The sequence below is a fragment of the Ekhidna lutea genome (assembly GCF_900188325.1).
Lineage (GTDB): Bacteria > Bacteroidota > Bacteroidia > Cytophagales > Cyclobacteriaceae > Ekhidna > Ekhidna lutea.
The window spans coordinates 238,217-261,395 of sequence record NZ_FZPD01000006.1 but is presented as its reverse complement, the minus strand read 5'-3'; the positions used below and the strand labels follow the sequence as shown (position 1 = coordinate 261,395).

General features: G+C 40.6%; 20 protein-coding genes. 9 read left to right on the top strand and 11 right to left on the bottom strand.

The features are described 5' to 3' along the window. Positions 1-141: 141 nt before the first annotated feature. Positions 142-1,011, bottom strand: coding sequence for a tyrosine-type recombinase/integrase (locus tag CHB71_RS17635; protein WP_089358277.1), 870 nt, complete (start codon positions 1,009-1,011; stop codon positions 142-144). 75 nt (positions 1,012-1,086) lie between these two features. Here CHB71_RS17635 and CHB71_RS17630 point away from each other — a divergent pair, with 75 nt between their 5' ends. The 3 genes from CHB71_RS17630 (at position 1,087) to ppk1 (ending at position 4,798) form a co-directional block, all read left to right on the top strand. After that, positions 1,087-1,497, top strand: coding sequence for an AraC family transcriptional regulator (locus tag CHB71_RS17630; protein WP_089358276.1), 411 nt, complete (start codon positions 1,087-1,089; stop codon positions 1,495-1,497). Between the two features lie 93 nt (positions 1,498-1,590). Further along, on the top strand, positions 1,591-2,529 hold the full coding sequence (gene mdh, locus CHB71_RS17625; RefSeq protein WP_089358275.1) for a malate dehydrogenase: 939 nt from the start codon (positions 1,591-1,593) through the stop codon (positions 2,527-2,529). Between the two features lie 169 nt (positions 2,530-2,698). Continuing rightward, positions 2,699-4,798 (top strand): polyphosphate kinase 1, encoded by a 2,100-nt coding sequence (gene ppk1, locus CHB71_RS17620; protein WP_089358274.1) that lies wholly within the window; start codon positions 2,699-2,701, stop codon positions 4,796-4,798. Between the two features lie 116 nt (positions 4,799-4,914). On the opposite strand, the gene CHB71_RS17615 is transcribed toward ppk1, so the two are convergent. From CHB71_RS17615 to CHB71_RS17595, 5 genes are all read right to left on the bottom strand, one after another. Next, a complete protein-coding gene (locus CHB71_RS17615; RefSeq protein ID WP_089358273.1) occupies positions 4,915-6,018 on the bottom strand; it encodes an alkene reductase in 1,104 nt (367 codons plus the stop codon). Between the two features lie 81 nt (positions 6,019-6,099). Further along, entirely contained in the window at positions 6,100-6,489 is a 390-nt protein-coding gene (locus CHB71_RS17610; protein WP_089358272.1) for a hypothetical protein, read from the bottom strand. A 133-nt stretch (positions 6,490-6,622) separates the two neighbouring features. Then, positions 6,623-6,952, bottom strand: coding sequence for a PadR family transcriptional regulator (locus CHB71_RS17605; protein WP_089358271.1), 330 nt, complete (start codon positions 6,950-6,952; stop codon positions 6,623-6,625). 1 nt (position 6,953) lies between these two features. Further along, the gene (locus CHB71_RS17600) at positions 6,954-9,572 is read right to left on the bottom strand and encodes an ABC transporter permease (protein ID WP_179213464.1); all 2,619 of its coding nucleotides are present in this window, start codon (positions 9,570-9,572) and stop codon (positions 6,954-6,956) included. A 314-nt stretch (positions 9,573-9,886) separates the two neighbouring features. After that, a complete protein-coding gene (locus CHB71_RS17595; protein ID WP_089358269.1) occupies positions 9,887-10,045 on the bottom strand; it encodes a DUF1328 domain-containing protein in 159 nt (52 codons plus the stop codon). A gap of 225 nt (positions 10,046-10,270) precedes the next feature. Between CHB71_RS17595 and CHB71_RS17590 the strand changes: the two genes are divergently transcribed. Beyond that, positions 10,271-10,690: a hypothetical protein gene (locus CHB71_RS17590; protein WP_089358268.1), complete on the top strand. Its 420-nt coding sequence runs from the start codon at positions 10,271-10,273 to the stop codon at positions 10,688-10,690. A gap of 71 nt (positions 10,691-10,761) precedes the next feature. On the opposite strand, the gene CHB71_RS17585 is transcribed toward CHB71_RS17590, so the two are convergent. The 4 genes from CHB71_RS17585 to CHB71_RS17570 all read right to left on the bottom strand — a co-directional run bounded on the left by CHB71_RS17585 (position 10,762) and on the right by CHB71_RS17570 (position 15,923). Then, complete coding sequence (locus CHB71_RS17585; RefSeq protein ID WP_089358267.1) at positions 10,762-11,778, bottom strand: hypothetical protein; 1,017 nt, start codon at positions 11,776-11,778, stop codon at positions 10,762-10,764. An 85-nt stretch (positions 11,779-11,863) separates the two neighbouring features. Next, complete coding sequence (locus CHB71_RS17580; protein WP_089358266.1) at positions 11,864-14,515, bottom strand: TonB-dependent receptor; 2,652 nt, start codon at positions 14,513-14,515, stop codon at positions 11,864-11,866. A 5-nt stretch (positions 14,516-14,520) separates the two neighbouring features. Continuing rightward, positions 14,521-15,408 carry a FecR family protein gene (locus CHB71_RS17575; protein ID WP_089358265.1) on the bottom strand — a complete coding sequence of 296 codons (888 nt, stop codon included), beginning with the start codon at positions 15,406-15,408 and terminating at the stop codon, positions 14,521-14,523. Then, positions 15,408-15,923, bottom strand: a complete 516-nt coding sequence (locus CHB71_RS17570; RefSeq protein WP_089358264.1) for an RNA polymerase sigma factor — start codon at positions 15,921-15,923, stop codon at positions 15,408-15,410. The genes CHB71_RS17575 and CHB71_RS17570 overlap by 1 nt, the downstream gene beginning before the upstream one ends. 107 nt (positions 15,924-16,030) lie before the next feature. Between CHB71_RS17570 and CHB71_RS17565 the strand changes: the two genes are divergently transcribed. Further along, positions 16,031-16,480 carry a hypothetical protein gene (locus tag CHB71_RS17565; protein ID WP_089358263.1) on the top strand — a complete coding sequence of 150 codons (450 nt, stop codon included), beginning with the start codon at positions 16,031-16,033 and terminating at the stop codon, positions 16,478-16,480. Positions 16,481-16,535: 55 nt separating this feature from the next. On the opposite strand, the gene CHB71_RS17560 is transcribed toward CHB71_RS17565, so the two are convergent. Beyond that, complete coding sequence (locus tag CHB71_RS17560) at positions 16,536-17,372, bottom strand: M57 family metalloprotease (RefSeq protein WP_089358262.1); 837 nt, start codon at positions 17,370-17,372, stop codon at positions 16,536-16,538. Positions 17,373-17,620: 248 nt separating this feature from the next. Here CHB71_RS17560 and CHB71_RS17555 point away from each other — a divergent pair, with 248 nt between their 5' ends. The 4 genes from CHB71_RS17555 (at position 17,621) to CHB71_RS17540 (ending at position 23,152) form a co-directional block, all read left to right on the top strand. Continuing rightward, positions 17,621-20,413: a S8 family peptidase gene (locus CHB71_RS17555; protein ID WP_089358261.1), complete on the top strand. Its 2,793-nt coding sequence runs from the start codon at positions 17,621-17,623 to the stop codon at positions 20,411-20,413. A gap of 162 nt (positions 20,414-20,575) precedes the next feature. Next, positions 20,576-21,208, top strand: coding sequence for an RNA polymerase sigma factor (locus tag CHB71_RS17550; protein ID WP_089358260.1), 633 nt, complete (start codon positions 20,576-20,578; stop codon positions 21,206-21,208). Then, entirely contained in the window at positions 21,198-21,992 is a 795-nt protein-coding gene (locus tag CHB71_RS17545) for an anti-sigma factor family protein (protein WP_089358259.1), read from the top strand. Before CHB71_RS17550 ends, CHB71_RS17545 begins: the two co-directional genes overlap by 11 nt. Positions 21,993-22,021: 29 nt before the next feature. Continuing rightward, the gene (locus CHB71_RS17540) at positions 22,022-23,152 is read left to right on the top strand and encodes a hypothetical protein (protein ID WP_089358258.1); all 1,131 of its coding nucleotides are present in this window, start codon (positions 22,022-22,024) and stop codon (positions 23,150-23,152) included. Positions 23,153-23,179 lie beyond the last annotated feature (27 nt).

The window sequence follows — 23,179 nt, the reverse complement described above, 5'->3', positions numbered from 1 at the left end:
CCTCGATTCGTTGAGTAAGTTTTCGTTGGCCTCTTATTTTCCTAGTTCCGTTCAAGTTTATGGTGATTTTGCGAAGTGCGAGTATTGTCTCTAACATTAATGTATCACGCGTATGCGTGATATACACCTTTCAAATATACCTCATTTTATGAAGTCTAAAGGACTCAATACCTCGTCTAGCTTTTTCGAACTTACGTGTGTGTAAATCTCTGTGGTTTTTGCACTCGTGTGCCCCAGCAACTCCTGAATGTAACGCAAATTAGTGCCATTTTCCAGCAAGTGGGTGGCAAAGCTATGCCGTAGCGTATGTGGTACCACCTTTTTTCTGATACCTACCTTTTCTACGCTTCGATTCAAAATTTTACGAATGCTACTCGCACCGTACGGATTTCCCTCGGGTCCTTCAAATAACCATTTTCTTGGATTGTATTTCTGGAAATACATCCTTAGTAACTCCAGAAGTAATGGTGAAAGCACCGTCAGTCGATCTTTCACCCCCTTACCTTCCCTGACCCATATTCGCATAGAGCTAGAGTCAATATCACCTATCTTAAGTTGGGTTAGCTCCCCAATTCGTAAACCAGCAGAATAGATCGTAACCAGGATAGCCTTGTGTTTTAGGTTTGTAGTAACCTTGAAAATAGCCTGAACCTCCTCAACGCTCAGCACCTCAGGTAGTTTCTGCACTTTCTTCGGTCGTTCCAAGTCAAAAAATTGTCGATCTTGTCCCAAAACATGCTCCAGATAAAACTTGATTGCATTGATACTCTGGTTTTGTGTAGACCTGGAAATGTTCCGACTTTGGATCATTTCGCGATGATATTGATAAATATGATCCTTGCCTACATGATGTAGAGGTAAAGGGTAGGTGAATTTGAGAAAGGATCGAAACGCCTGATAATAACCTCTTTGAGTCGAAATACTGTACCTGCGAGCAATAAGCTTAAGCTCCAATTGCTCCAGCGCCCAGCGGTACTGATGCGCACACGATGCATTAATCTGAGAAGTCATTTGGTAAAAATCCTTAATTAGAAGTCCATATATGTTTATATAAGTGTTTATATTCGACTATAAGTATTTATATAAATGGAAAATTTATCACCAAAGCAGTGCCTACAATGTGGAAATCCTTTGGTTGGTCGTGCGGATAAAAAGTTCTGTGATGCCTATTGTAGAAATTCTTACAACAACCAACATAAAGCGGCCGAAGAGCAATACATTATGATGGTCAATTCACAAATTCGACGAAACAGGCGAATTCTTAAAGACCTTTGCCCGGAAGGGAAGTCCACGGTAAGAAAAGAAGTACTTGATCGCTTGGGATATGATTACCGATACTTTAGCAGCATTTTTAAATCTCAGTTCGGACCTTATTATCTGGTGTATGACTATGGTTTTTCGCCTATGACTGACGACCGTGGAATAAAAAAGGCAATTATCATTCAACGACAGGATTACATGGACGAGCCTTCCTTCAATATCTGGAAAAAATCATGATCAGATTGACCCACCTAAAACCCCTTTTTCTCCTGCCTAATCACTACTTTTGCGCTTGAAAAATTAATCCCAATTCAAAAAACAAAATAGATCATGAAGGTAACCGTAGTAGGCGCTGGAGCCGTAGGTGCAAGTTGTGCCGAATACATCGCAATCAAAGATTTCGCATCCGAAGTTGTACTTATTGATATCAAAGAAGGTTTTGCGGAAGGTAAAGCCATGGATCTGATGCAAACCGCATCACTAAACAGCTTTGATACAAAAATTACCGGTACTACCAATGACTATTCTAAAACAGCAGGTAGTGATGTGGCAGTTATCACCTCCGGTATTCCTAGAAAGCCGGGAATGACTAGAGAAGAGTTGATCTCTACCAATGCAGGAATTGTAAAATCGGTGGCTGAAAACCTGATCAAACATTCGCCTGAAGTGATCATCATTGTGGTTTCCAACCCAATGGATACCATGACATACCTGGCTCACAAAGCACTAGGCCTTCCGAAACACCGAATCATAGGAATGGGTGGAGCACTGGATTCTGCACGATTCAAGTACCGATTGTCTGAAGCATTAGATTGCCCGGCCTCTGACGTTGATGGAATGGTAATCGGTGGTCACAGCGACACAGGGATGATCCCTTTGACCCGATTGGCTACCAGAAACAGCGTACCGGTCTCTAAATTTTTAAGCGAAGACAAGCTCAACTATGTACTTGAAGAAACCAAGGTTGGTGGAGCTACATTAACCAAATTGCTGGGTACATCTGCATGGTATGCCCCGGGAGCGGCTGTTTCTGCCATGGTTCAGGCAATTGCTTGTGATACCAAGAAAATGTTCCCATGCTCATGCATGTTGGAGGGTGAGTACGGCTTGAATGACATCTGCATTGGGGTGCCTACCATTATTGGTGCAAAAGGAGTAGAAGAGATTGTAGAGATTGAGCTGGATGGCGCAGAAAAAGCTAAGCTGGAAGAAAGTGCAGCTGCTGTCAGCAAAACCAATGGTGTGCTTACGGAGATGAATATTATTTAAGGTTGTAAAAAACCGGAGAAAGAAAAACCCAAACCCGTCATTCCCGTGAATACGGGAATCTCCAGATTTCAAAGTGCAACCCTTTTGTCTTGGAGATATCTGAGTTAAACTCGAATATGACGCTAAAAAGGTTTTTCTTTCTGTTTCTAATCAATTTTGTTTCACCTAAATGCAAAACGAACAAGAACTCATCCGTACGAGTGACCTGATCAGCAGAGATTTGAGCTGGCTGCAGTTCAATCACCGTGTACTAGATCAGGCGCGAAAGGAGAAGCGAAACTTGTTCGAAAAGCTCAAGTTTCTGGCGATCACCTCCAGCAATGCGGATGAATTCAATATGATCCGGGTAGGGAGTTTGTATAATTACCTGGATTACGGAAACGACCGGGTAGACTATTCCGGCCTTCGTGCCATTCCATTCAAAAATGAGCTTTTGGCAGGGCTGAAAGAGTTTGGAAAGCAACAAAATCAGCTCTTTCTAGATCTTAAGCCAAGTTTCAAGTCACACAACTTTGAAATTAAAGGGTATGATGAGCTTAGCGATAAGCAAAAGAAGTCGGCAAGTAAGTACTTTGAGAAGACCATCTTTCCGATGCTTACGCCGATGGTATTTGATCCCTATCATTCCTTCCCGATTTTGATGAACAACATCCTGATTTTCGGGGTGGTGACAAAAGCATTGAAGTCGAGAGAAAAGAAAAAGATGTCCTTCATACAGTTGCCTCAAAACCTCCCACGGTTTTTTGAAATCAATGAGAAGGATAAAGTGATCTTTGTTCCGATAGAGAAGATTACTCAGGAGCACATGAATCGCATTTTTAAGAATGTAGATATCATCTCAAGCTCCCTGTTTCGGGTAACCAGAAATGGTGACTTTACCCTTGAGGAATCGGAAGACATAGAGGCCAACTTCCTGGAGGAGATGAAGAAGAAACTCAAGACCAGAAAGACTGGGCGAGTGGTGCGGATGGAAGTGCAGGAGGGGAGTGATCCATGGCTCATGAAGCAGCTTAAGAAAAGGTATGAGATAGGGAACGAAAATATAAAGATTACCCCTGAGGGGTCATTGATTGATTTTACCTGTCTTTGGCAGATCGTCAATCATGAAGATTTTACTTCTTTTCTTCCGGTACGTCCAAAACCCGCTCCGCCCGTAAGCATGAGTGATGTGGAGCATCAGGATATGTTTAAGATCCTGAAAGATCGGGACATCCTGCTTCATCATCCTTACAATACCATCGAGCCTTTACTTGACCTTTTGGATCAGGCTGCAGAAGACCCCCATGTACTTTCCATCAAGCTTACGATCTATCGTTTAGCAAAAAACAGCAGGGTAGTGGAGGCTTTGCTAAAGGCTGCTGAAAACGGCAAGCACGTGTCGGTGCTTTTTGAAGTGAAGGCACGATTCGATGAGGAAAACAATATGAAGCAGGCACAGAGGCTTCAAAAAGCTGGCTGTTTTGTGATCTATGGTGTCGGGTCATTGAAAACGCACACCAAACTTTTGCTGATTGTAAGAAAGGAGAAAGAAAAAGTAACCCGCTTCGTTCACATGGGAAGCGGTAACTACAATGAATCAACAGCCAGGCTGTATACTGATCTTAGCTTACTCACATCGGACGAGTCATATGCCAATGACGTACAGGAATTCTTCAATGTAATCACCGGGCATTCAATGCCGGAGGATTATGACAATCTCATCACAGCACCTATGCAGATGAGGAGGGATTTGATTGCGCTAATCAATCGCGAGCGTGAAAATGCTGCTGAAGGTAAGTCCAGTGGTATTGTTATCAAATTGAACTCATTGCAGGATAAGGATGTGATTATGGCACTTTATGAAGCTTCTAAAGCCGGGGTTCCTATCAAATTGATCGTAAGAGGAATTTGCTGTCTAAGACCTGGTAGAGAAGGATTAAGTGAAAATATCACCGTGCGATCGATTGTGGGAGAATACCTGGAGCATTCACGCATTTTCTACTTTCACAATGAAGGGGAACCTAAAGTGTATTGTGGAAGTGCTGATATGATGGTCCGTTCATTTGACAGAAGGCTCGAGTCCTTGTTTATCATAAGCGATCCATTACTCAAGCAGCAAGCCATTAATATTCTGGCTTTTAACCTAAAGGACAATGTGAATTCATATGAAATGAAAGAGGATGGTGAGTACATGCACCTACAGCCCAATGGCCAGCCCGCTTTCGACATCCATCAGGAGTTTTACAAAGTGAAACGTGAGAGTATCATGAAAGCAAAGCTTTTCGGGTAGTTTCATAAGTTCACAATCCATCAGAAACCTAATTTAACGTCACTCAGAGCCTTTTCTATTGGGAGTGCCCAAAGAGCCTCTGAATGACGGTTTCTTATTTGTTTGCTTTTAGCTAATTACACTTCACTCATTTCTAAGACTGGATAATCCGTGTACCCTTTTTCACCCGGTGTATAGAGTGTATCAAAATCCGGCTGATTTAATGGCGCATTTTGCTTCATCCGTTCCACTAGATCCGGGTTAGCAAGAAATGGTTTTCCAAATGCTACCAAATGGCCCAACCCATCTTTTAAATGGTTTTCAGCCCTATCCCGATCATAACCGCCTGAAATAATAACGGTGTTACCAAATGCATCGCGCATTTCTTCCTTCAATGTTCGTGGAACTTCAGGAGCACCCATATCAGAATGGTCAACCAGATGCAAATACACCAGATTTAGCTCTCCCAGCTTTTTTGCCAGATAAGTAAAAGTTTCTTCCTGCCCGCTGAAAGGATTGATATCGTTGAAAGCACCATACGGCGATAAACGAATACCGACCTTTTCAGCTCCAATGACAGCAATCGTTTGTTCTGCTACTTCCAAAGCAAATTTCACCCGACCCTCAATCGAACCACCGTACTCATCAGTTCGTTGGTTGCTGTCGGGACTTATAAATTGTTCAATAAGATATCCATTCGCGGCATGCAGCTCTACACCATCAAATCCAGCTTCAATAGCGTTTTTGGCAGCATGAGCAAATTCTTCGATTGTTTTCTTGATATCGGATTTGGTCATTTCTTTTGGTGTAGGGAGATCTTGTGGACCCTCCTGATCTGTGTACATCTTAGTAGTTGAGGCTGCAATGGCAGATGGAGCCATCACTATACTCCCTTCCGGCATGTTTAATGGATGCGAAATCCGGCCTGTATGCATTAGTTGGGCAAAGATTTTCCCTCCTTTGTCATGGACAGCCTTTGTTATAGGCCTCCAGGCTTCAATTTGTTTTTGATTGTAAAGACCCGGAATTCTTGGATACCCAACACCATTAGGTGATGGAGCAACACCTTCCGTTACAATTAACCCAGCACCTGCTCGCTGAGCATAATAATCAGTCATAATAGGTGTAGGAATGTGTGTTTGTGTTGAGCGGCTTCTTGTCATTGGAGCCATAACTGTTTTGTTGCTTAACTGAATATTTCCCAACTGATAAGTATCAAATAAGGTTGAATTAGCGTTCATAATTGATTTAAATTAAAGGTATTTACATTAAATGTATATACATATAATTTAAGATTATGGTTCGTTACCTTTTGAAAAAAATCAAAATTCTTTTTTCAAGCGCATCATTTGCTGAATGAACTGATGATTATTCGGTTGCTCAAATTCAATGAATTTTCCATCTGATTCGAGTCTCAGCAAGTTATCATAGGTGGTTTTCAGTGAATTGTAAGGCATGATCCAGGAGTAGGCCTGAAGTTTATGCCGAAAATGGATGATGATTCCTTTTGGTCGTAGTTCAATGTTCGCAGTGGAAATGTAATGCTTGGCATTCATGTAGGATTGATATTCCTCGCTAATCCTGGTGATTGTCATTCTTCTGGATCCAATGCCACCCATTTTCCATCGTTGCTTCCATGAAAATGGGAGCCCAACTGCCAGATTGATTTGTCGTGTGGTTTCCTTATCTGAATACGAGGTATCGAAGATCATCTAGTTCTACTGTCAAGTTTGATTAGTTGCAGATGCAGAAACTGGTTCATGCTCAAGAAGTAACGAAAGCTACCAAATTTCAACTAATTGTCATGCTGAATTTATTTCAGTATCTAAACTTGACACATTAGAATTATGCATTGAAAGCTACGGAAGGAATCTCACTCCAGATAGCATTTCGCTGTTCTTTTACTTGCTCCAACACTTTTTGACCTGCTTTGGTTACTCTGAAAAGGTGTTTTCTACGTCCACCTCGCTCAGAGGTGGCTTCACCATAGCGTGAGTCTACATAGCCTTTGGACTGCAACCGGGCGAGTGCAGCATGAACGGTGCTAATCGTAATGGAACGATTGCATCGTTTTTTGATTTCTTTCATGACGGCTACCCCATAGGCCTCATCATACAACAGAGCTACTGTGAGCATAATCAATTCTTCTAATTCGCCAAGATTAGTTCCCTTCATCTTACTCGTTACTTAAGGTTTTCGATGGATTTGTATTTGCGGTTTTTATAGAAAGCATACTCACAATTAGCAGACTTATTAGCAGTGTAAGACCTCCGGCCAGAATGAAGGCTATCGTCCCCATTTCTATGCGATAAACGAACTTTTCCAACCACCCTGAAACCAGGTAATGGGCTAATGGTGCGGCTACAAGAAAGGCAATAGAAATAACAATAATAAACTGCCGGTTGACTAGTGAAATAATGGAGGTTAAAGAAGCTCCCAGAACTTTTCGGATACTAATCTCTTTTTGCTTTTGGAGGAGAATCAATGCGGTGAGTCCATACAAGCCTAACGCACAGAGCAAGATGCTGATGAACGAATAGGCAGTGGCCATTTTCAGAAGTTGAGACTCTTTGATGTACTGATCATTAAACCACTGATCAACGAAAAAGAAATCCAGTGGCGTGCGCGTTGCTAGTCTACTCCAGACATCATCTATGTAGTCAATGGTCTCCCGAACATTACCTTCACCTATCCGAATAGAAGTGTTCCAGGCTTGATTTGTCTCCAGATAGAGCACCATGGGCTCAATAGTGGCGGAGGCCAGCGAGTGGTAGTGAAAGTTATCAATCACACCGATGATTGGGTACGATTCCCCGTCCGGCGAAAACCGTATGTGTTTGCCAATCGCATCATCCCACCCCATAAAATCGACCATTTCCTGATTTACCACAAAATTGTTGGTGTCTGCAATTGATCCTTTCAGAAACGTCCGTCCGGCGTTTACCTGTATGCCATACGTTTCAAAAAACTCCTGGTCCACACCAAAAATTCGAGTAGTGAGCTCGTCTGTGTAGCCTTCAGGAAATGAGGTGGTGGAGTAATTACCTCCACCAGGCACAGATCTTGAAGTGGAAACAGAAAGAATATTGGGGTGGTTTAGCAATTCATTTTCAAACACATCCACCTTCTCGCCAACTTCATTTCGAAGACCTACCACGAGAACTTGTTCTTTATCAAAACCAAGCGGTTTGTTTTGTAAATAATTGGTTTGCCTAATCACAGTGATGGTGCATACAATCAGAAAAATGGATATAGCATACTGGAACGTAAGCAGGCACTTTCTCAACCACCCGGCAGTGCCAATTTCATTAGCTCCTTGAAGTATGGAGGAAACCGGTGGAGAAGAGAGTACCATGGCCGGGTAAACTCCCACAGCCAGACTTATGAGCACAATAAAACCAAAAATTGCGCCGATGGCAATCGGTTGATAGAACGCTGACAGAGGGATTTCCTTACCTGTCACCATATTCAATGGGGATAATAAAAGCAGGATGATTATATAGCTGACGATGGAAGCAATGAGTGTGCTGATGAATGTTTCAGAAACAAAACGACCCATTAGCTGTCTGCGTGAAGAGCCCATCACTTTTCTGATGCCCACTTCGGTCTTGGTTTGCGTAGCTCGTGAGAGCATGATGTTTACATAATTGACACTGGCAATGAGAAACACCAAAAATGCTGAAAGTCCGAGGGTATATACAAATGTGATGCTCCCGGATCGAAATCCTCGTCCATGGCGGATGTCTTCTCCATGCAAATACATTTTTGTAAAAGGCATCAACTTCAGGAAATAATGATCGGCACGTTCAGAGAAATGACGCTGCATCATGTCTGGTAGCTTATCCACGACCAGTTTGGGGTCTGTTTGTTTATCCAGCTTTACGAATGTATATATGCCTTGAGCCAGCCAGTTGTTCATCCAGGAGTAGTTGAGCGAGCCAACATTTGGAACAGTGCTACTCCACGAAACCAGCGCATTGTATTGAAGGGAGCTTTGTCTGGGCTGCTCTTTGAAAATGCCTGTTACGGTATAGTCTACGTCATTGATTCCTACTACTGTTTTTCCGAGCGGATTTTCATCTCCGAAAATGGACTTGGCGAGCTGCTCACTTAACGCGATAGATGCAGGTGCAGTTAAAACTGTTTTGGGATCACCGAGGATTAAGTCTTCTCCAATAAAATCAAGAAAGTTAGAATCAACGATATACAATTTTTCTGAAACGATGTTCTTGTTTTCATAGGTTAGGATTACATCGTCCCACCAGGGTAAAACACGGGAAAAAGAAACTACTTCAGGATATTCATCCGTCATAGTCGGCCCCATCATCCCCGAAGTTTCATAGGTTAGATGGTCTACACCCTCTGTTTCATTAATATGTCGTTTGTAGAGCCTATAGATGTTTTCAGCATCAGAGATATGCTCGTCAAATTGAGATTCGTCATAGATATATACCAGCGCAAATAAAGAGCAGGTGATAGCTGTTATTAACCCAACTAGGTTGATGGCGAAAAATGCCTTATGTCTTTTAAGTGAGCGAAAAGAGGTGAGCAGGTAATTGTGCCAGATTGCTTTCATGTTGGAAGTAGTTTGAGATTTCTTCTTAAATCGCATCCTGAAAAAACCAATGGCTTGCAATAAATAAAGCAGCTTGGCTTTCGCAGGACCTCTCAATTCTACATTCTCAGCAAAAAGCTCCTCCAGGTCTCCGGTTATACCTTCGAATAAATAAGGTTCGCAAAATCGTTCAACCAATCGCTGAATCCACCCTGGTGGCTTAACATTATTGCTACTCATCACCATTTAAACTTCTCTTCAGCGCAAAGGTTACTAAATCTTTCGTATATGTAGAAATTGATTGTTGAAATGGGCTAACGAAGGGCTCGATAATATGTTTCGTTTTTGTAGAAATTGATTTGAATTGATTCAGAATTGAAGCGTTAGAATCTCATTATGGGAGCTGTCACACTCTTTTGATCATAATTGAATCTTCTAGTGTGAAAGAAAAGTTTTCATATTAACCAACCCCAACCCCTCCAGGGAGGGGAGTTGTGGTTCTTTTCTTTCATTCTATCTGTTTACAATACTAGGTTTTGTGCCGTCTGATTGGACTAAGCAAAAATATCGGTGAGCAAGGAAATAATGAGTAAGATCACAAAGATGAAAAACAGGAAACGGGCAATGCCTGCCGCTCCTCTGGAGATTTTACCAAATCCAAAGAGTCCGGCTACAAGAGCAACAATGAGAAATATTAATGTCCAGGTTAACATGTTATGTATTGTTTGATTCACTCTACTCATTGGAAATATCATGCCTCGCCATAGATGACCTCTTTGAGCGACTTTTTCATTATTTCCTTCTCAAATTGAATGGACGTTTCTCATTTAGAGAATAAGAATGAGTTAAATAACCTTGATTATGAGTTGTTTTGGCTGTTTTATTGATTGGTACACTTTTTCTGATTAATAGATGAAAAATCTAAATCGAATAAAAAAATGAAACCCACAAACAACTATTTAAGACTTACTATCAAATCAATTTCGATCCTTGCACTGGTTTTTCTATTTGCCTGTAGCAACACGAAAGATGGAGCAGAAAAAGACTTTGAAAAACAGAAGCAGGAGATTGTTACTGATTTGGAAAAGATGAAATCGAGTGTTGAAGACGCAATAGAAAAAGTAGAGGATGAATTAGATATTAACGAAGGTCCTGTTGAGCGTACGCTCGAAGAAGCTAAAGCGGAATTGGAGCAAAAAAAGAATGACCTGAATAACGCCATCGATAAAGCTAAAAATGCAACAAAAGAGAACTGGAATGAAGTTAAAACAGATGTGAACGAGGCGATGACTGAAATTGAAGAGGGATACAATAAGGTGAAACAGGATATTAAAGAAACCATTGACGATTTGGGTTAGTAAATGGAAAAAGTGCCCCGGAATTAATTCCGAGGGCACTTTTATTTAACTAACCTGAGAATAAGTTTCTATTAACTTTCGTCACCACATTCATCTTCCCACTCATCCCATTCTTCGCCAAGGTCCACTTCTTCTGATACACCATTTTCAGTAACCACCACAATGTTATCGCAGCTTCCATCTCCAAAGTTTATGCTGTATGTGCCCGTTTGGTCACCATAGGTATAGCTTCCGGACTGCTGGCCGCTAACAAAGATCCAAACACCTTCATCCTCACATTCAAAGTCATAGAATAGTGGAATATCTACTTGAGAACTGAAAGACTCTCCTGTGCTTACATCCACTGATTCTGTCCTGCTATTTATTGTATAACCATGCTGATCTACTTCTTCAGCACCTTGAGCTACATAGTCTACTTCAATCAATTGCTCATCAGTAGATACATCAGTTGTAGAGTCATGTCCATATTCCATATAGGCCATATGAAGATCTGCACTGAATTCGTAGCTGGCATTGTAATGATAAGCAACTGAGTCGTGATCAGATGGCTCTGAAGTTTCATCACTAGTTTCCCAGGTGCCACTGTAGCTATGTGTACCATCAATGGTCCAGTCATGACCTCCAAAGTTTATGTAAGTTGAGTTTGAGCTAAAACTTGATTCACTGTATGATCCCTTTTCCACCAACTTGCCTTTCAGCCATTCTCCGTAATAATCACATCCATCACCAAAGTCGAGGGTGTAGGTATAATTACCCTGACCGTCATCTTCCCATGTTTCCACAAGGCATGTTGGCTCAGTATCAGTAGAGTCATTGGCAGACCGTGCATTTCTAAACATTGCAGAAGGAGATTGATCTGTTCTTCCTCCATTGCTACTTTGAAAGTTCCCAAAAAGGGCTCCCATCGGGCCTCCGATACCATTGCTTCTTAACCTATTTAGTGCAGAGTTGGAATTAACCAAAAGATTGTCTGCAACAATATTTTCTTGCTGTACATCAACAGGTGATTCACTGCTGTCATTACATGACCAAACCAGAATTGCGAGTGCAATCCAAAGAGAGGCGATAATTGATTTTTTAGTTTTCATAAGATTCGAATTTGTGTTTCAGTAGTGGTACAGGTGTGTCGAGATTTACCCTACCGAAAAATTCGAATTCAGGAAAAAAGTGGATTTAGAACCTTATGTTGAAGAAAAAATTAGGAGTAAACCCAAGCAGATGTGTGTCCAGAGGCACCACCTCTAACTCATCTGTGGCATTGCTAGCATCAGTTTGTTCGTCAAATACATACCTGACGGTAAGCTTTCTTGATTTAATATTCTTGTTGTTGAGCAAATTGAATAAGGTAACTCCGGACTCACACGATAGGCTTCCGATATTGAAGTTGTATTTAGCAGAAAGATCAAGTCTCTTGTAGGCCGGTAATTTTTCCTGATTTATTCGGGTAAGATCATAAAATGAATCAGAATCATTTTCAAGGCTGTACTCAGGGTTTGCAGGCGTATATCGCTGACCCGTACCTAATAAATACACGCTAGAAAGCTCCCATTTACCGAGTTTCAGAATATTCGTAAAGTTTAGCTCATGACGTTGGTCTTGTACGGAAGGGTAGTCATTGTTTTGATTCCGATACCAAAATGAGTTCTCGGATCTACCCAACGAGTAGCTGAGCATAGAGGTAAATGTTTTGATTCTATACTTAACAAACAGGTCCATTCCTTCAGCGTTATTTTCTCCTGAGAGATTCAAGTTTTGCTCTAGCAACAGTTCGATGATCTCAGGAGGGAGCACAAGGAACTGACTTTCTATGATTCCCTCTGTACGTTTGTTGTAGTATTCCAGATCTACGGACCAGTTATCATTAAATGCGTAATTACCTCCAAAAATAAAATGAGCACTTCGCTGAACGGGAATGATCTTGTCGTCTGCAAGAATCCAGTAAAACTGGTCTGAGTTTTGAAGGATGGATAGTGAGGTTTGGGTAATAAACTGATGATGAAATGAGGCTGCCCCCTTTAAGGCAAACTGATCACTTATTTTAATCCCCATGTCAAACCGGGGCTCAACATACCACTTGTCTGTTGGCTCATAGTAAGATGATCGTATTCCGATATTTGCGGTGATATCTTCCTTGTGGAAGCGGTAATTTCCATATAAGCTAAAAATGCTGGCTTCAATCGTGAGCGTATCAGTGTATCCTTCGGTGGTTGCCAGGTTTACAAGGTAGCTTTGTCTTGTTTCGTAATCTGTATTGATAGCGTTGATCTCAACACCTCCGGATAGGGTGTTCTGATGATCGATATCGATTTCATTATGTGATTTGATGGTTACGTCACCCACAGAACTGCCAATACTGTAATTGAAATATTCTATGCTTTCATTTGCTTCGATGCTATCACCATCAAATGCAATGTCCTGAAAAAAGGTTTGGGTGATGGATAAAGATTCATCTTCACGGTATTCCGACGCACTCAGCGTGGTGCTATTGAACCAATTGGGCCTAAACTGGCTTTTCAGATTGAAGCTAATTCCAGCATTGGCCCAGTTGGATTCGTCAAGGACAACATACTCAGCAAAGTCATTGCTCTCCTGGTAATTTCCGGCATAAAAGTCCTCACTTACGTAAAAATTGACATCAAAAATGGAGCGTTCACTAAATCGATGCTGCACTTTAGCATTAATATCGTGGAACTGAAGTGATGGTGATAGGTTTAGGGCTGTTAACTCTGAACTGATGGACTCAAGATAATTTTGTCTACTGGAAGTAAGGAAATCCTGATATAAGTCTGAGTTAACAACATCTGTGAATGACTGACGGAAGGCAATCAGTGCAGACGTCTTACTACCAAATGGAATATTGAACGTGGTATTAAACGATAGCATATTTAAACCCACTTGTCCTCCAAACTTCTCAACAGCTCCATTTTTTCCTGCCACATCAATGACTGAGGAAACCCGGCCACCAAATTGAGGGCCAAACCCACCTTTATAAAAATCGATATTGTTGATTGCATTTGGATTTAATGTGCTGAAAATTCCAAAAAAATGATCCAGATTATAAAGTGTAAATCCATCCATCAATACTAGGTTTTGAGATGGCAAACTGCCTCTAACAACAAGCCCGGAAGAGGTTTCATCAGTAGCTCTCACACCGGGTAAAAGCTGCAGAGTTTTAAAAACATCTGTCTCTCCAAGCATAGGTAGAGAGCTGAATTGTTGGGGGTTGAGACTAAAAAATGACGGGTCCGGATTGAAATTGTCAGATTCTGCAGTGAGCACTACCTCCTGTAGTTCCTGAGGGTTCTGATCCAACTTTAGCGTTAAATTTTCTTCGTTAGGAGGTACTTTTAGTTCTATATTCTTGTAGCCAATGTAGCTAACGGATAAAGTAATGGTATCACGGCTTGGTGGCAAACTAAATCTACCATTCTGTGAACTAAGAGTTCCTTTATCCTTTGTTTGAACATGTGCATAGGCGAGAGGCTCACCACTGCTACCATCGTACACTTGTCCAATAATCGGTGTTTGTTTTGGTTCTTCTTTTTTAGGGATAATAAGGTATACTCCATCAGTAAGCTTTAGCTCAAAAGGGAGGTTTTCGAATACTTTACTAATAAGCTCAGCTTGAGATTTGGCCTTTATTCTTAGAGTAACCTTATGTTTAGATAATACGCGCGGACTATACGAAAATTTAAGATTATACGCTTTCGAGAGTGACTTAATTACTGTAGTTAGGGATTCATTTTCTGCAGAAACCTCAAAGGATTGTTGCGCAAAGGAAGCTATAGTTAAAAGCAGTATGATAGAGGTGGTAAGCGTCCGCATTGCCTTTATTCTGTTTGCCGTACAGTATAGGTACTGCCTTCTGTTTTCTCATAGGTAAGACCAAGAGGCAGACAAACCATATCTAAGGCGCTTTCAATATTTTTATTGGTGAAATAGCCGGAGAAAACATGATCTGAAGAATCTGATAGAGTGATTGTAACGTCGAATTGGCGTTCTACCTCATTCAATACATCCGAGAGTCGCTGCTCATTGAAGTAGAATTCACCGGCTTGCCATTTACCCACAAGTTCAGTGTCAAGCGATGTTCTTTTCACAGTATCTTTTTCAAGCCGGATCGATTGACCTGGTGAGAGTTGTTCACTTACTGCTTTGGATGGCACATCTACACGCACCTTCCCTGTTTTACAAGCTACTTCGAATGTGGAATCCCGGGCAAACACGTTGAAGGAAGTACCTAAAACCTCAACAGAGCCTATTGACGTTTTAACTATGAATTTATCGCCTTTTTCAACCTCAAAAAATGCTTCACCGCTTAATTGCAATTCCCTGTTCCATTCCTCAGAATAGGAAATGCTTGAATTAGCATTTAGAGAAACCGTTGAGCCATCCGGTAATTCAATCATCCTTGACTCAGCAATTGTGGTATTTACTTCAATTGATTTGGCAGGTGATTCCTGATAGTAATATAAAAATGCAAAAGTGGCAATAATAAGGAGAGAGGCAGCTACGCTTATATAGCGCCAGATTGGCATCACTTTCTTTTCTTGTGACTCATTGCTGATGCGATCATCAATATTTGCCCAAATTTCATCTTTCCCTTTTCCTTCAGGCACACGAGCGTTGGCGGCTTTCTTTAGAAATTCAGAAAGCGAATCATTGACCTCATCAGATTCATGATTTAGTACTTTTCGATATTTGTCTAAATCACTCATTATATCTTCATCCCCAGGGATTCTTTTAACAATCCTATTGTTTTGCTCATTCGTTTTTCTATGGCTTTCACACTCAGGTTTAGCCGCTCTGCTATTTCAGCATACTTCAATTTATCAATTCTATTCATCAAAAATACTTCCCTGCAGTCATCCGGCAGTTTTGCAATCGCATTGTTTAATTTGGACTCAAACTCAGCCTCTTCCATTTGGAATTGAGGCGATACAGTATTTGAGGAGATGCTAACATTTGCACTTTTCTGATGTTCTCTAACCACTTTTTGATGATTAAAGTGGTTCATTAGCAAATTATTTGCAATTGTATATAGCAGACTTTTCACCGTCTCCTTTTTTATGTCATCTCTCTTGCTCCAAATTTTTATAAACGTCTCTTGTACCAGATCATCAGCGAGATCGATATTGCTACATTTATAATACAAAAACCCACGAATACTTTCGAAATACTCATCATAGAGATCCTTTAGGTCATTCTTAGTAAATGGTCTGGTGACTTTCATTTTGAGCAATAGTACCCAAATATACGAGTGTCGCCGCATCATTCCTTTAGTGTTACAGTTGATTTGAATTTTACCCTACTGATTTTAGAATTAAGTTTGAATAAGATATGGAATTGAAAAAAAGAATACAGAAGGAGTGCCTTGGGATGCTCAGAAATAAAATTAAGGAGATCAAATCAGAAATTGATGCTGTGCAGGAGTCGGCCATCTCAGACACTAAGAGCAGTATGGGGGATAAGTATGAGACAGGAAGGGAAGTGATGATGCAGGAAAAGAACAAACTAAATGGGCAATTAGAAATACTACTAAATCAACTCACCACACTTGAAATGATTGAAGTTGAGAAAACTCATGAAAGGATTCGGCAGGGTAGTTTGGTGGAAACGGATAAAGGGACGTTTTTTATAAGTGTTCCATTTGGTCAGATGACCTTTGAGAATAAGCAAATATTTGTAATTTCATCAAGCGCCCCATTGGCTCAAGAAATGGCGGGCAAAACAGTTGGTGAAAGCTTCTCATTCAATACCCAGACACATAAAATAAAATCTATAGCATAAAAAAAGCCGACCTATTGGCCGGCTTTCCCTTTTTGGTGAGGGCAATTATTTGCTCTTAGTAAAGATACTCAAGGGCAGTTATGTCATAGCTGCCAAATTCACCATCCTCACTTGAGCTAAAGCAAGCAAGCATAATAGAATTCATGTCAGCTCCAGTTGGAGTTCCAGGAACATGGTGTGCTCCAACCCCGGCAGATCCTTCGTTTCCTCCAGACCCACAAGAAATAGATCTGTCGAAATAGTCAGTGTGACGGAATCCTACACAGTGACCAATTTCATGTGTGATAACATGCTCGACTACATTAGTTCCATAACTGCTGGTTCCAGAGTGAATTTGAACCCACTTGTAAGGCTTACCTCCTGAAGGGAATCCAGCAGAACCACCTCCACCACCACTTACTTTATAAACTACAATGTCTTTGCTACTGTAGTTTGTTCCGTAAGAAAGGTTGAAGTTTAGACCAATATTTAGTCTGTTGTAATTGTTGACAGCCCACTGAAGAGCAGTCCTCATTGTGTTGTCTAGCGCATATGACCCACCAGTATAACCAATGATGTCAATGTTGTAATTGCTAGACGAAACCAAATTAGTGGTCCTGTACTGTTCCAATTGACCGAAAAAGTCACTATTGACCATTTCTCTTAATTTGTCCATAGGAACGAACATGTCCTGCTCCAGTAAGTACCCTCTTGTGACCTCTCCTGTTAATGGATTTTTCTGGTTGACAATTTGAATGTCACTTACATCAAATCCAATGTCAGTAAATTGAGCTAAAACCTCGTCAGAGATTTCGTCGGCCACAGGTGCCTCTTCTTCAGATGAACAAGAGGTGAAACCAATTGCCAGGAACATCACAACGACGCTCCAAAGCGATAAATTTAATCTTCTCATAATAATATTAGGTTAAACATTTACTGCCAATATAAAAACTATGATTTAAGAAATAAAAATAATATTCTATTTTTTTATCAACATTATCACTTGATAAAACAAATAATATTCTGCACTATATTTAAAATATCCAATTATAAATCGAAATATTTAATGAATAAAGTATAGTCTATTGAAAATGTCCATTAATCGACAAATTAAATTTGTTCATCGATGATATGTGGTGTTTTGTCTAATTTGGCGAACCTATGAGAGGAATTGTTTTAAACCTGGTATTGTTTGTTTGGTCTGTTGTGGGATTTACCCAAAAGGCAGAACTATGGAAAGAGAGCATTAGCGCTAAAATCAGCATCTCAAAGTTAGGTGAGTCTGAAGGTACACTCTTACTTAATGGTTCAGTCAGGAAGATTCTGGAAGCAAATCCTAAATTAAAAATATTAAGGTCGTTTGACCGAATGCATCATATCACAAGAGGAACCTTTAACGGAATAGAGGCTGATCATTACTGGAGTGTATCCAACGAATGGAAGTTAAGCCTGAAAGAAAGCAGGCATGTGGATCACTATTATGTGGTAGTTACTGAGCTATTCAATTTTGATTTACAGGATTCTTTTGAAATAGTCAGATTTTACGAATCAAGTAATACCTATTTAATAAAAGGTAAGTGGTCCAAAGTAGAGGAAATATTGATTCCACATCCTGAAGTAATTCATATCACTGATAAGGTAAACAGTCCATCTGTCGAAAGCAGGGTGATTGACATGAACCTTAATCCTAATAGAGTAAATAAAATTCACCACAGCTACCCTGACTTAAACGGATCAACTGAGGTTGTATCTATTCAGGAAAACAGATTTGATGAAAGCGATATCGATTTGTTAGGGCGTAGTTTAGCTTCTGGGCTTGAGAGTGAGACGACCAACAGCCATGCAACAGAAATGGCGACAATCATAGCCGGAGCAGGTAATTCATTTATTACCGGTCGTGGTGTTGCAAATAGAGTAACAATTACTTCATCGGATTTTTTGGATGCTATGCCTGATTCAGATCAATCGTATGCGGAACTTGGTGTTCTCACACAGAATCATTCGTACGGAATTCCTCGATCAAGCGATTATGGGGTGGAAGCAAGAGCATTTGATCAAAGCTCGGTAGCTAACAAGAGTCTGCTACATATCTTTTCAAGTGGTAACGAGGGGCGTGAAGTCTCATCGGATGGTATTTATTCAGGTATTGAAGGATTTGCTAATCTGACAGGCAATATCAAAATGACGAAAAATTCTTTGGTTGTAGGATCAGTTGATACTGTTGGTAATATTCCTTCATTTGTTTCTCGTGGGCCGGCCTATGATGGCAGGGTGAAACCCGAAGTAGTAACATATAGTGCAGTTGGAAGTTCCAATTCAGCAGCTTTGGCTTCAGGTATATCCATCCTCTTGCAACAACAATATAGGCAGGGTAACGGGGGAGCTGAGATGCCATCGGCTTTAACCAAAGCATTGCTCATAAATGGAGCAGATGACGTTGGACCCACTGGGTTGGACTATCTGACGGGCTATGGAAATATAAACGCCTGGAAAAGCTTACAGATGCTACAGAATTTGCAATACGCCTCAGGAACTGTTGCAAATAATGAAATAGAAACTCTTACCCTGACACTTCCCGCTAATGCTGTTAACCTTAAGGTGACACTTTGCTGGACCGATCCGGCAGCCAATATTGGAGATTTTCCAGCCTTAGTAAATAATCTTGATTTGAGAGTTACCGATGGAGTAGACACGATATTGCCATGGGTGCTTGACGCTAGCCCAAACGTTGAGAATCTGTCGAAACAAGCAACCAGGTCTGTGGATGAACTAAATAACGTTGAACAAGTCACCATACCAAATCCATCGACTTCCTATACAATAGAAATAGAAGGAGCAGATTTGCTTACAGATCAGGATTATTTTATAGCCTGGGAATATGAATTGAGCGACTCTTTCGAGTGGGATTATCCAACCGGGAGTGATAATATGCCCTATAATGGAGAGTCGGGATCATACTTCAGATGGGATACAACAAAAGATGGAATTGGAGAATTGTCTTATTCAATTGATGGGATTGACTGGATTGTATTAGATGCGGCAGTAGAGTTAAAAAATGGCTACTGGCGCTGGAATAATCCCCCGATGTTGAATAACAGCATTCGTGCAAGAATGACTATTGGGATGGAAGTTTTTGAAACAGATATTTTTACCGTCTCAGAACCATTGCAAGCATCTCTTGGGTTCAATTGCGCTGATTCCTTAATGCTTAGGTGGGATCGATCCCAAAATGCTGACGAATATGCAGTTTCAAGGCTTGGGGATGATGCTTTAGAAGAGTTTGCCATTACGAGCGATACATTTCTAATCATTCCGAATGTTGAAACACTACCTGACACCAGATTTTCGATCAAACCAAGACTGATAAATGGTGAAGAACTATTGCCTACTCCTACGTTTGATTACACCCTGCAAGGAGTCGGTTGTTATGTATCCTCCTTTTTTCAGTCTGTCGCACTGGATACTGGAATTTATTTAAACCTACGTCTTGGCACTACTTACGGAATTGATGAAATAGTATTTGAACGGAATGATATAATAAGTGGATATACCCAAATAGCTAATTTGTCAGAAATGGTACTGGTATCTGAAGAAATTAGCATTTTGGATGGTAATCCAAATCAAGGGTATAATGAACATAGAGCTACTATCAGATTCATTAACGGTGAAGAGTTGACCTTATCAGCCGGATCTACCTTCTACCTGACTGAAATTCCAGTCAGGGTGTTTCCCAATCCGGTTTCTTCAGGAGAACCAATTACCATAATTACAAAAGAGTTTGCAGATCGAACTCCCTTGCTCGAGCTGATAGATCAACGGGGGGCACTTATTCATTCACAGGAAGTTCAAGGCTCACAAGATAACATACCTACTATAGGGTTTGAACCAGGCATTTATTATTACCGGTTGAATGTGGATGGCCAGGCATTATGCGGTAGGATACTCATCCGATAACTCAGCGGAATAGATCAATTTTCGGTAAATTCATTCTGATTAATAGCATTTTCACGCAAATCAAAGTTTTTTCTTCCTGATTAAAACTTTTTTTAAGGCTATGTCATCTTAGAAGAAACCAAGCCTTATGATGGAAACATTAGAAAATACTAATCGAACATTATGCAAGTCAGTCAGGTAACCACTGCTATGGTGAATATGGATGACCTGATTGAAAAAGCAATGACCGGCGATGAGCGGTCATTCAATCAATTGGTTAGTCTTTGGTACAAAAGGATTTACAATTATGTACTGAAGCAATGTTCTGTTGAAGAGCTCGCATCTGATATCACACAGCGAACCTTCATTTCGGTGTTTAGAAACCTGGCGAAGCTGAAAGATATAACCAGATTTAAACCATGGATATATCGGATAGCAACAAACTATTGTCATGAGGAGGGTAGAAAATGGTCACGTTCTCGAACGGTTCCATTCACCACATCCCAAGGAGATGATGGTGAAACAATGATCAGGGAAGAAGGTCAGGCAGAGGGGGCGTTTTACAACCCTGAGATGAGCTATAGGCAGCAAGAGATGCAACGAATTCTTTTTGCCAGTCTTCAGAAAATTTCAGAAGATCAACGGAGTGTGATTATTATGAAAGAGTATGAGGGGATGAAGTTTAGAGAGATCGCTGAGGTAATGGATACTTCAGAAAACACGGTGAAGACCTGGATGTACAGGGGCTTAAAACTCCTGAAAAATTATTTGGAAGAAGAACGAATTACGAAAGAAACATTAAGCTATGAGCTATAAACCGGAAGAGTCGACCTTAATTGCTTACCTGTGTGGTGAGCTGGTAGGAAAAGAACTTGATAAAGTGGAGAAATACCTTGCAGACAATGAGGATGCAAGAAAAGAGTTGAATGGATTGAAATCCACCCTTTCAATCATGGGACAGCTGGAAGATAAGGAAGTTGAGGTCCCTACGTTTTCATTTGAAAATCCCCGCAAGGTTGTGGTTGGAGCATCCACAATGTCGTTTTGGCAAAGAACATTGGCTATTGCTGCAAGCATTGCGCTCATCCTATTTATGGGATACCTCACAAATTTTCGAGTGACATTAAATAATCAAGGATTTGAATTAGCATATGGCCATCAAGCTGGTGAACAAAATCAACAGGACATTGAAAAGCTGGTTGCCGAAGCGATTGAAAAAAACAATAAACGTTTGTCTGAAGACATCCAACTCGCTAAAGAAGATATGAGGAATTTGGTCTCTGAAAGCAATCAATCGCTTCAAAATCAATTAGTAAGCTATAAGCCTGACCATGTAGTAGATGATTTTGAAAAACAAAAGAAACAATACCTGGAGCAGCTACGAAAAATGGTCGAAAGCTCTGAGTTAGAGCAAAAGAAATATACGGATCAGGTGCTTACAGACTTTGCCATCTTTCTGGATATTCAAAGGCAAAACGATCTTGAGCTCATCCAAACTAGATTTGAAAATTTTCAAGATGATGCTGAGCTAAATCAATTCCAAACCAATCAGATATTAGCAAATATTATCTCGACAGTTGAAGACCCAAACCAGTATTGAATTTTAAGAAGGACTAAAAAATGAAACGAATGAAAACAATAAGACTAATAATAGCAGGAATGCTTCTATGTGCGAGCGTCGATTTTACCTATGCTCAATCATTTGATGAAGAACGCATGGATCGTGATTTAAAAATTGCTGAGAATATCCTTAGTACACTGGCAAGAGGGGAAAGTAGATCAATATTTTACGACAATGTGGAGAGCAACTACATTCAGGACTATGGTGTGATCTTTAGCATTCCGCAATCAACTTTTGTTTTTAAAGCATCGGGCTCAAGTGTTGTATATCGGTCAAGTGGAGGCGGTTCAGCGGTAGTTGTAGCACCTGAAGCACCAGAGCCAGATGATGAGGAGCGAAGAGTGATTGAAGATAAAAGGCGTGTAGAGATCAAGGGAGATGAACTTGCTGAGCTTGCTGAAGAAAACCTCAGGGAGCAAATGACCACTTTTTTGGTGGACTATGCAGATTTGATTGGACAGCTTAAGCCATCGGATAGAATTATAGTACAAACCAGTGGCAAAAACGATCGGATTTTTGTGAGTGGAAGAAACTCAGTGAAAAAGCAGTCTGGTCTTACGGCTCAAATCCTGAAAAGTGACTTGATCGCATTTAAACAGGGTAAACTAGATAGGAGTGAAGTGATTGGTAAAATCTCCTTCACATCTAATGAAAATAAGGAGGTTGCTAAAGACCTTGAGTTATTTGCAACGATTTTCGCCAGATTATATGAGCCGGATCTATCATCTACCTATTACATGTCTTCCAGAAGTATTGGTTATACCAATCTTGAAGGATACGGAGTGACCTTCAGTATGAAGATGTACTCCTCGACCAGTGATGGAGGAATCCACACGATTCGTACAACTGGAGAAACCGGATTATCTCAGGAAGAGCGTAACGAAAAGGTCAACGCTATGTATCCTCAGTTTGAGCAAACATTCAAGGAAAACCTTCTTGATTACGGACGGACCATTAGAAGTATGAAACCAGAAGAGATGTTGACTTTCAAAGTTAAGCTTACCGAATGTCGGGGATGTGAAATGCCTGAAGAAATTGAGGTGAGTGTAAAAGGAGAAGTGCTTAAAGGCTATGACAGTGGCTCACTCTCTAAGGAAAGTGCGCTTAAGAAAATAAGTGTGACAAAGAAGAGGGATTAAAATTGATTAAAAAAAAGTAAGCCCTGC

What these genes read in the sequence shown, in the direction of transcription:
- mdh (WP_089358275.1), top strand. Translation starts at nt 1,591, where the DNA reads ATGAAGGTAACCGTAGTAGGCGCTGGAGCCGTAGGTGCAAGTTGTGCC.
- CHB71_RS17590 (WP_089358268.1), top strand. Translation starts at nt 10,271, where the DNA reads ATGAAACCCACAAACAACTATTTAAGACTTACTATCAAATCAATTTCG.
- CHB71_RS17630 (WP_089358276.1), top strand. Translation starts at nt 1,087, where the DNA reads ATGGAAAATTTATCACCAAAGCAGTGCCTACAATGTGGAAATCCTTTG.
- CHB71_RS17575 (WP_089358265.1), bottom strand. Translation starts at nt 15,408, where the DNA reads ATGAGTGATTTAGACAAATATCGAAAAGTACTAAATCATGAATCTGAT.
- CHB71_RS17595 (WP_089358269.1), bottom strand. Translation starts at nt 10,045, where the DNA reads ATGTTAACCTGGACATTAATATTTCTCATTGTTGCTCTTGTAGCCGGA.
- CHB71_RS17615 (WP_089358273.1), bottom strand. Translation starts at nt 6,018, where the DNA reads ATGAACGCTAATTCAACCTTATTTGATACTTATCAGTTGGGAAATATT.
- CHB71_RS17560 (WP_089358262.1), bottom strand. Translation starts at nt 17,372, where the DNA reads ATGAGAAGATTAAATTTATCGCTTTGGAGCGTCGTTGTGATGTTCCTG.
- CHB71_RS17565 (WP_089358263.1), top strand. Translation starts at nt 16,031, where the DNA reads ATGGAATTGAAAAAAAGAATACAGAAGGAGTGCCTTGGGATGCTCAGA.
- CHB71_RS17600 (WP_179213464.1), bottom strand. Translation starts at nt 9,572, where the DNA reads ATGAGTAGCAATAATGTTAAGCCACCAGGGTGGATTCAGCGATTGGTT.
- CHB71_RS17540 (WP_089358258.1), top strand. Translation starts at nt 22,022, where the DNA reads ATGAAAACAATAAGACTAATAATAGCAGGAATGCTTCTATGTGCGAGC.
- CHB71_RS17555 (WP_089358261.1), top strand. Translation starts at nt 17,621, where the DNA reads ATGAGAGGAATTGTTTTAAACCTGGTATTGTTTGTTTGGTCTGTTGTG.
- CHB71_RS17570 (WP_089358264.1), bottom strand. Translation starts at nt 15,923, where the DNA reads ATGAAAGTCACCAGACCATTTACTAAGAATGACCTAAAGGATCTCTAT.
- ppk1 (WP_089358274.1), top strand. Translation starts at nt 2,699, where the DNA reads ATGCAAAACGAACAAGAACTCATCCGTACGAGTGACCTGATCAGCAGA.
- CHB71_RS17605 (WP_089358271.1), bottom strand. Translation starts at nt 6,952, where the DNA reads ATGAAGGGAACTAATCTTGGCGAATTAGAAGAATTGATTATGCTCACA.
- CHB71_RS17585 (WP_089358267.1), bottom strand. Translation starts at nt 11,778, where the DNA reads ATGAAAACTAAAAAATCAATTATCGCCTCTCTTTGGATTGCACTCGCA.
- CHB71_RS17610 (WP_089358272.1), bottom strand. Translation starts at nt 6,489, where the DNA reads ATGATCTTCGATACCTCGTATTCAGATAAGGAAACCACACGACAAATC.
- CHB71_RS17580 (WP_089358266.1), bottom strand. Translation starts at nt 14,515, where the DNA reads ATGCGGACGCTTACCACCTCTATCATACTGCTTTTAACTATAGCTTCC.
- CHB71_RS17545 (WP_089358259.1), top strand. Translation starts at nt 21,198, where the DNA reads ATGAGCTATAAACCGGAAGAGTCGACCTTAATTGCTTACCTGTGTGGT.
- CHB71_RS17550 (WP_089358260.1), top strand. Translation starts at nt 20,576, where the DNA reads ATGCAAGTCAGTCAGGTAACCACTGCTATGGTGAATATGGATGACCTG.
- CHB71_RS17635 (WP_089358277.1), bottom strand. Translation starts at nt 1,011, where the DNA reads ATGACTTCTCAGATTAATGCATCGTGTGCGCATCAGTACCGCTGGGCG.